This is a genomic window from uncultured Roseibium sp. (assembly GCF_963675095.2).
Taxonomy (GTDB): Bacteria; Pseudomonadota; Alphaproteobacteria; order Rhizobiales; family Stappiaceae; genus Roseibium.
The window spans coordinates 38,863-46,229 of record NZ_CAXXSJ010000021.1 but is presented as its reverse complement, the minus strand read 5'-3'; the positions used below and the strand labels follow the sequence as shown (position 1 = coordinate 46,229).

At 57.8% G+C, this 7,367-nt stretch carries 6 protein-coding genes; 1 reads left to right on the top strand and 5 read right to left on the bottom strand.

The genetic code is table 11. From position 1 onward, the window contains the following. The coding region (locus ABIN98_RS08125; protein ID WP_346909022.1) for a helix-turn-helix domain-containing protein at window positions 1-273 on the bottom strand (273 nt) is incomplete at its 3' end. Between the two features lie 485 nt (window positions 274-758). On the opposite strand from ABIN98_RS08125, the gene ABIN98_RS08120 reads away from it, so the two are divergent. Beyond that, a complete protein-coding gene (locus tag ABIN98_RS08120; protein ID WP_346909020.1) occupies window positions 759-2,306 on the top strand; it encodes an acetolactate synthase large subunit in 1,548 nt (515 codons plus the stop codon). A 75-nt stretch (window positions 2,307-2,381) separates the two neighbouring features. On the opposite strand, the gene gabT is transcribed toward ABIN98_RS08120, so the two are convergent. The 4 genes from gabT to ABIN98_RS08100 all read right to left on the bottom strand — a co-directional run bounded on the left by gabT (window position 2,382) and on the right by ABIN98_RS08100 (window position 7,112). After that, complete coding sequence (gene gabT, locus ABIN98_RS08115) at window positions 2,382-3,683, bottom strand: 4-aminobutyrate--2-oxoglutarate transaminase (protein ID WP_346909018.1); 1,302 nt, start codon at window positions 3,681-3,683, stop codon at window positions 2,382-2,384. 78 nt (window positions 3,684-3,761) lie between these two features. After that, window positions 3,762-4,349, bottom strand: coding sequence for a cupin domain-containing protein (locus ABIN98_RS08110; protein ID WP_346909016.1), 588 nt, complete (start codon window positions 4,347-4,349; stop codon window positions 3,762-3,764). 513 nt (window positions 4,350-4,862) lie between these two features. Then, a complete protein-coding gene (locus ABIN98_RS08105; protein ID WP_346909014.1) occupies window positions 4,863-5,924 on the bottom strand; it encodes an acyl-CoA dehydrogenase family protein in 1,062 nt (353 codons plus the stop codon). A gap of 3 nt (window positions 5,925-5,927) precedes the next feature. Beyond that, window positions 5,928-7,112: an acyl-CoA dehydrogenase family protein gene (locus tag ABIN98_RS08100; RefSeq protein ID WP_346909012.1), complete on the bottom strand. Its 1,185-nt coding sequence runs from the start codon at window positions 7,110-7,112 to the stop codon at window positions 5,928-5,930. Between the last annotated feature and the right edge of the window lie 255 nt (window positions 7,113-7,367).

Here is a 7,367-nt window from a genome sequence, read left to right as displayed (position 1 = left end):
TTCCAGAGCCGCTGCCGCAATCCGGGTCGAATGCATGGACAGGCGGTAATGCCCCTGATCGTCGATTTCGATCCAGCCTGCTTCCACCAGGGTCAGGAGCCTCTGGTATGCAGTCGCCCGCTGCAGGTTCAGCTCGCGGGCCACATCGACGAGGCGCATGCCCTTCGATTTTTCAGCAAGAAGATCAAGCACCGCCAAGGTCTTGATAACGGTCGACAAAGGTCGAACGCCGCCCTCTTCTTTTTGTATTCTATTTGTATACTTTGTATCCATAAAAAATATCATGCCGCCCAAGTTTGATCTATGTCAAACTCGAATTCTGCGATTTGACCGCTCTGCCAGGCAGATCGAATGGCAAGCCGTTTGTTTTCAACGACTTACGACTGAAAATTTTTTGGATATTTTTTTGAGCGATTTTTCAAAGGCCGCCTCGGCTCAACTTCAAGATCCATGCCATTGAAAACAACAACCGGGCAGAGCGCAGCCGCTCAAAAACCTCTGCACGACAGGCGGTAACGATAAATTTTTCTATATTTTTATTCTTTTTCAGACACTTAATAATTACAGAAAACCACTCCACCTAAGACAGCCTATCAAATCCGATGCGGACAGATCCCCTCCACCGGACATATGGAAGAGATATCCCCACCATCAAATTGCTCATTATTATTGACACGTGAAACCCATTGGAACAGGCTTGCGTCCGAGTTCATTTCGAGCCTCAAGCTCAATTGCATAATCTGAAGGCAGCCAAGAACATGATGAAAAATGGTGCAGACAGCCTGGCAGGCGCTCTTGCAGACGCCGGTGTGGATACCTGTTTCGCCAACCCGGGAACCACGGAGATGCATCTGCTTTCCGCCTTCGGTCGGGAGGAACGGATCAAATCCCACCTCTGCCTGTTCGAAGGCGTTGCGACCGGTGCGGCAGACGGCTATGCACGAATGCGCGGCAAACCCGCCGCCACGCTGCTTCACCTCGGCCCGGGCCTGGCCAACGGCCTGGCAAATCTGCACAACGCCAAGAAAGCCGCCACGCCGGTGATCAATATCGTCGGCGAACATGCGACCTACCACATGCAATTCAACGCACCGCTGACGGCAGACATCGAAGGTCTGGCCGCACCGGTGAGCGACTGGGTCGGAACGCCGCAGACCGCCGCCGATATCCCTCGGTTGACGTCCGAAATGCTTGCCGCAATTTCCGGGCCTTCGGCGCGGGTGGCGACGCTGGTCGTTCCCAATGACGTTGCCTGGGATCCTGCCGGTGACACCTCTGCGACCGTTCGTCCCGAACCGCTCGAAACCTACGATGCATCGCAACTCTCAGCCGCGGTCGACGCCCTGAAAAAGGGCCCGCAGACGACCCTCCTGATCGGCAATGCCTGCATTACGTCCCGGGCCGCCAAACTGGCCGACGCCATCAGCCGGGCGACCGGGTGCCGGGTGCTGGCGGAAGCCGCCGTTGCGCGCATGGAACGCGGCGGAGACACGCCGCCCCTGTCGCGCCTCCCCTTCCACGTGGACTTCGCCACCGAGGCCCTCAAGACAGTCGAGACAGCCGTCCTTGTCGGCGCTCGCGAGCCCGTCGCTTTCTTCGCCTATCCGGACCGACCGAGCCGCCTGCTGCCGCCCTCCGCGAAGGCGATCGCCTTCAGTGCTCCACTTTCGGACCTGGAGGAAAGCCTTGCCGCCCTTGCCACGGCGCTCGGCGTCACCCCTTCCGACAGTGTTCCCGTATCGCTGCCGGACTATGACGGTGATGCCGCACTCACCCCAGAAGGCCTCGGCGCGGTCGTGGCCCACACCCTGCCGGAACAGGCGATCGTGGTGGACGAATCCATTACCAACGGCGTGCACCTGTTCCCGTCCTGCGGCCAGAGCGTCGCCCATGACTGGCTCAACAACCGCGGCGGCTCCATCGGCTATTCCCTGCCGGTCGCTGTTGGTGCCGCCGTCGCCTGCCCGGACCGGCGCGTGCTATCCATCACCGGCGATGGCTCCGCCTTCTACACGCTGCAGAGCCTGTGGACGATGGCGCGCTCGAAACTGGACGTCACGGTCGTGATCCTGGCCAACAGGTCGTATAAAATCCTGAACAACGAGATGTCGAAGATCGGCGCCGGCACCCCATCGGAAAGCACGATCCCGCTGATGAGCCTGGCCGACCCAGAACCCGACTGGGTGAAACTCGCCGAAGGACACGGGGTTTCCGCAACAAGAGTTACCGACCTGAAGGGACTGGCCGCGGCTTTGGAAGCCTCCTACGCGCAGACCGGTCCCAAGCTGATCGAAGCCGTCCTGTAAGACCGGCGCATCCGGAAAATCAGACGAATGAGGCAAGGCATCGGGGCTTAGGCTCCGATGCCTTTTCCCTTTTGATCAGGCCGCCTTGCTCAGCTGGCCAATCGAGGCGGTTATCGCCTGCTCCAGAAGGTCCAGCCCTTCCTGCAAATCCGCATCCGGGATGGTGAGCGGCGTCAATAACCGCACGACATTGGCGCGGGTGCCGCAGGACAGAATAATCAGTCCAAGGTCTTCTGCCTTTGCGACAATGTCATTGGCCAGTCCGGGCGCCGCGGCCTTCGATTGCCGGTCTTCCACCAGCTCGAACGCCATCATGGCACCGAAACCGCGAATATCGCCGATGGCTTCGAAACCAGGCCTGTTCGCCAGCGCCGTCAGCCGGGTGCGGATCGCTTCGCCGATGGCGGCGGCGCGAGCGCACAGACCTTCCTCCTCGATGACATCGAGAACCGCGTTCGCCGCGGCGACCGCAAGCGGATTGCCGGCATAGGTTCCGCCGAGACCGCCGGCACCGGGCGCGTCGACGACGTCCGCCTTGCCGACGACAGCGGACAGCGGAAAGCCGCCGGCCAGCCCCTTGGCCAGCGTCACGAGATCCGCCTTCACCCCTGAATGCTCACAGGACAACATCCGGCCGGTTCGTGCAATGCCGCCCTGGATTTCATCGAAGATCAGCACGATCCCGTGCCGATCGGCAATCTCGCGAAGGGCGGCCAGGAAGTCGAACGGCGCGACATTGAAACCGCCCTCCCCCTGGACCGGCTCGACCACAAAGGCCGCCACACGATCGGCGCAGATATCGCTGGCCAGGATCCGCTCCAGACCGGCAAGAGCGTCCTCAGTCGACACGCCCAGGAACGGATTCGGAAAGGGCGCGTGATAGATTTCCGCAGGCATGGCCCCGAAACCGGTCTTATAGGGATGCGCCTTACCGGTCAGCGCCATGCCAAGCAATGTCCGGCCATGGAACGCACCGCTGAAGGCTATGACGCCGGACCGTCCGGTACGGGCGCGGGCCATCTTAATGGCATTCTCGACCGCTTCCACTCCGGTGGTCAAAAGGGCTGCCCGGTTTTCGCCGCCGGTATCGACCAGCCCGTTCAGCCGCTCGCACAGCCGGACATAGGCTTCGAACGGACCGACATGAAAGCAGGTGTGCGTGAACGCTTCCGCCTGCTCCGCGACCGCCGCCATCACCTTCGGATGCCGGTGGCCGGTGTTGTTCACCGCGATCCCCGCCGTGAAGTCGAGATAGCGACGCCCATCGGCATCCCATAGCTCAGAGTTTTGAGCGCGGGCGACGTAAATCCCCTTGCCGGCGACACCCCGGGCAACTGCTGCGGCGCGACGTTGCGCCAATTCTTTATTCTGCGACATGGAAGCCTCCTTGCTGAAAGCAGGAAGACTATCATCGCGCAAAATATCGAGCAATCAATCGCTCAATATTTTTACCAACTACAGATAGGGCGGTGTACAGGCGGAAATCACGACCGTGTTGCCGTCATGGACATTGCGGAAGCGGTGCGGGATACGGCTGTCGAACAGGTAAGACTCTCCCGGCCTCAACACCTTCACCTGATCTCCCACGGTCAACTCCAGGGCTCCCTCAATGACATAGCCTCCTTCATTGGAAAAATGCTCCAGGAAGGTTTCTCCCGTATCTGCGCCGGGTTCATAGACCTCATGCATGATCTGGAGGTTGTGCTTGTGCGCATCGCCGACCTGGCGAAAGGCCATGCGACCGCTGGCATCCGGGGCACCGGACACCGGCAGTTTGGAGGTGAGGTCGATCAGGTCTTCAGGCGCAAAGAACGGACCTTCGGGAGCAGCCCTTTCCTCATCGAAGAAGTCCGCCATACTCAGCCCCATTCCGCTCAATACCTTGCGCAATGTTGCGATTGATGGGCTGGATTTATTCTTTTCGATGATGGAAATCTGCGCATGCGGAACGCCCGCGCGTTCGGCGAGCTGGCGCTGTGACAACCCGGCAGCCTTGCGCATCGCCAGGAGGCGTACACCGATGTCAAATGATTGATCTGGCATTGATATCTATACGTTCCCTCATCCAGGCCGCCAAGTCATCGGCCAATCCGCAATCGCAACCTCATGTAGCGAGTATTTTGGTAAATATATTTTGCAAACACAATCATCGGGGCGATGGATAAATGCGTTGGCAATAGTTGCAGGGATAGCTTCTGCAATTGGCCAAACTTTTCTTCAGTCTTCTGGCTCCGGCTTCTGACTCCGGGGATTGGTCTCTCTTCCCCTGGTGGACCCATTGCGCATCCCCTTCGCACCCACGCGGTTTTTCTAGGACTTCCAATCCTGGCAACCTTGTCGTCGGGGTTCTGCGCTTTGGAGTGCCCTCCGACAGTTCAGTCCGCCCATCCCGCGCGGTCGCTCATCGACGTTCCTGAATGTGGGCAATGGCGAAAAACCAACCCCTGACGAACGTAAAGAATGGTTGGAAGTGTAAGCCTGATGAGCTGGAGCGCGCCACCTTGCACTCTTGTCTCAAGCACTGGGACCATCAGATTGGTCCACCGGGTTACCAGGCTAAAGCGTCACAAGTCGGGAAGCATGATCGAACCGATCGCCGAGCTGGTGGTCGATCATTACCAAGCGCTTTGCATAATGCGACCCAGCATATTCCCAGGTCATTCCAATGCCGCCATGAAGCTGAATGGCTTCCTCCGACACCTGTATTGCAGCGCGACCGATCAGGTTCTTAGCCATCGCTACATGACGTGCTTGGTCAGGCGTGCCATAGCTTGCCACCGCGCGAATGGTAATGGAACGAGCCTGCTCCAGCGCGCTGACCATATCGACCACACGATGCTGCAAGGCTTGGAATTGCGACAACTTGTGCCCGAACTGTTGACGCTGACCAAGATAATCGACCGTCATTGCGATCAATCGCTCCATCGCTCCAACGGCTTCTGCGCAAAGCGCGATACATCCCAGGTCCAAGACATCCGCGATCACTTCACCCATATCCGTTCCAAGGCATTCGGCCGACAGATTTTCCATCTGCAGCTCAGAAATTCCTTCGCCGTCGACCATTGATGACTCTACCATTTCGGGCTTCGAACACATGAACAAGCCGAGTCCCTCGTCCGTGTTCGCAGCGATAAGTACGCATTCGGCTGACGGACCGCCATAGATGGCTGTCTTGGTGCCCGTCAGCTGCCAGCTGCCATTGCGAAGCTCGGCGCGGGCAGAAAGCCGGTCGAGGTCTGTGCTCATTTCAGGCTCTACCAAGGCTAATGCAACGCGCGTCTCACCCGAGAGGGTACGTTCCACCAGGTCCACCCGACCGGAGGCAGCCAGAAGACGAAGCCCCATCAAATTACCCAAAAGCGGCTCCGGGCAGAGTGCCAGCCCCACCTCCTCGAAGACGGTCGAAATATCCTGGGCTGTACCGCCGAACCCGCCTTGCTTCTCGGTCAGAAACGCTCCAAGAATTCCAAGCTCTGACAGCTTGGTCCAGATATTGGGTGCATGATAGGGTAACTCATAAGCCGTTTCATTGCGGATCTCGATATCGAGGTGATCGGCAAAGAAACGCCGAAGTGTATCTGCAAGCATTTGGAGATCTGAAGACAGTTCGAAATTCATGTGTTACCTGCCAAATACGTCTTTGGCGACAATGTTGCGCTGGATTTCATTGGAGCCGCCGTAGATTGATAGCTTGCGATGATTGAAATAGACGGGCGCGGCGCGGGCCATCTCGGGCGGCAACGGCAGTTCGTTTTCACTCATGTCGTCGGCGTTAAAGGCCGCTCTCGGCCCAAGTGCCTGACGGTAGAGTGCTTGGAGTCGTTGGCGGATCTCAGTGCCCTTAATTTTGAGTAGCGAGCTTTCGATACCGCCTGCGGCTCCGTCCTTTGCGCGCGACAACATACGCAGGTTGGAGACGCGCAGGGCCTCCAGATCAGCATCAATTTCGGCGGCCTGAAGTGCGAAGAACGGATGCTGCGCCAACAAGATACCGTCCCTGACCGTTTCCTGCGCAAGCGCCTTGTAGCGTTGCATGTCACGCGTCGAAAAGCCGATCCCGGCAATATTAGTGCGTTCGTGAGTCAGCAGGTACTTTGCTATAGTCCAACCTCTGTTTTCCTCACCCACAAGATTTGCAACCGGCACCTTAACGTCAGTAAAGAAAACCTCGTTAACCTCGTGACCGCCTTCGATAAGCTTGATCGGCCGCATTTCCACGCCCGGCGTATCGAGATCAACTAGCAGAAAGCTGATACCTTCCTGCGGTTTATCTGTTTGCGCCGATCGGACCAGGCAGAAAATCTTGTTGGCATATTGGCCGAGAGTGGTCCAGGTCTTCTGACCGTTGATGACATATTGATCGCCGTCTCGAACCGCCCGGGTTTTGATGCTGGCAAGATCCGAACCCGCACCGGGTTCCGAAAACCCCTGGCACCACCAGTCTCTCCCGTCGAGTATACGGGGTAGCAACTCGGCTTTCTGCTCCACAGAGCCGAATTTGATTAACACTGGCCCCATCATAGCCAAGCCAAAAGGAACCAAGCGCGGCGCGGAAGCCAAGGCGCATTCTTCGGCAAAAATATGGCGCTCTACAACGGTCCAGCCGGGTCCGCCAAACTCTTTCGGCCATGTCGCTGCCAACCATCCACGTTCATTCAGGATCGCATTCCAGCCTAAATAATCTTGTCGCGATAAAGCTTCTCCGTAGTCCACTTTGCGCGCAAGATCCTTCGGCAATTGCTTTGACAAAAACGCGCGAACCTCGTTGCGAAAGCCCTCTTCCTCGGGCGTGAAATTCAGATCCATCGAATAAGCTTCCATTCAAATCGTCAAAGCTTCTACCGCTACCACAGAGCTCCCTACCAAGCGGTGAGAACTTCAGGGAGCGAAGGTCTGCAACTGCCAGTGTTAGACCTGCGTGACATGCGAGCTTGTCACCATCGTCCAATACTGCCTTTTCATTCATGTCATGCGTTCAATCACCTCGGTAACACTCAGCTCGCCACCGATGCACATCAACCGGCACGCATAAATCCCGACGTTCCGGTCATTTTGACGTAT

Bases quoted from the DNA above. Each gene is read 5' to 3' on its own strand.
- gabT (WP_346909018.1), bottom strand. From the start codon at position 3,683: ATGTCGCAGAATAAAGAATTGGCGCAACGTCGCGCCGCAGCAGTTGCC.
- ABIN98_RS08120 (WP_346909020.1), top strand. From the start codon at position 759: ATGATGAAAAATGGTGCAGACAGCCTGGCAGGCGCTCTTGCAGACGCC.
- ABIN98_RS08100 (WP_346909012.1), bottom strand. From the start codon at position 7,112: ATGGATCTGAATTTCACGCCCGAGGAAGAGGGCTTTCGCAACGAGGTT.
- ABIN98_RS08105 (WP_346909014.1), bottom strand. From the start codon at position 5,924: ATGAATTTCGAACTGTCTTCAGATCTCCAAATGCTTGCAGATACACTT.
- ABIN98_RS08110 (WP_346909016.1), bottom strand. From the start codon at position 4,349: ATGCCAGATCAATCATTTGACATCGGTGTACGCCTCCTGGCGATGCGC.